The sequence below is a fragment of the Pseudomonas sp. HY13-MNA-CIBAN-0226 genome (genome assembly GCF_040310305.1).
In the GTDB taxonomy this organism is placed as follows: domain Bacteria; phylum Pseudomonadota; class Gammaproteobacteria; order Pseudomonadales; family Pseudomonadaceae; genus Aquipseudomonas; species Aquipseudomonas gregormendelii.
In genome coordinates this window covers 1-254 of the sequence record NZ_JBEOPS010000424.1, presented here as the reverse complement: position 1 = coordinate 254, position 254 = coordinate 1, and the positions used below count along the sequence as shown (strand labels likewise).

1 pseudogene is annotated in these 254 nt (G+C 45.7%); it reads left to right on the top strand.

Annotated features, from left to right (window positions below):
* Positions 1 to 30: 30 nt before the first annotated feature.
* A pseudogene (locus AAEZ05_RS29360) lies at positions 31 to 254 on the top strand (lipoyl synthase); the annotation flags it as partial.

Sequence of the window (254 nt, the reverse complement as noted above, 5' to 3'; positions counted from 1 at the left end):
ACTATATAGAGGGTTAAGAGATAATTTATTATGACAACTGCCGTACAAACACATGTGCCTGCAGCTAAGGCCAAACCTAGAAAAGCCATCCAAGGCGAAAAGCTACGTGGCTATGATAAAGTTGCGCGTATCCCAATTAAAGTGATTCCGACCGTCGAGGCGAAGAAAAAGCCAGATTGGATTCGGGTTAAGATGTCCTCGCCTGCTGAAGTGGCACGTATCAAAGCCACCTTGCGTGAGCAAAAGCTCTATAC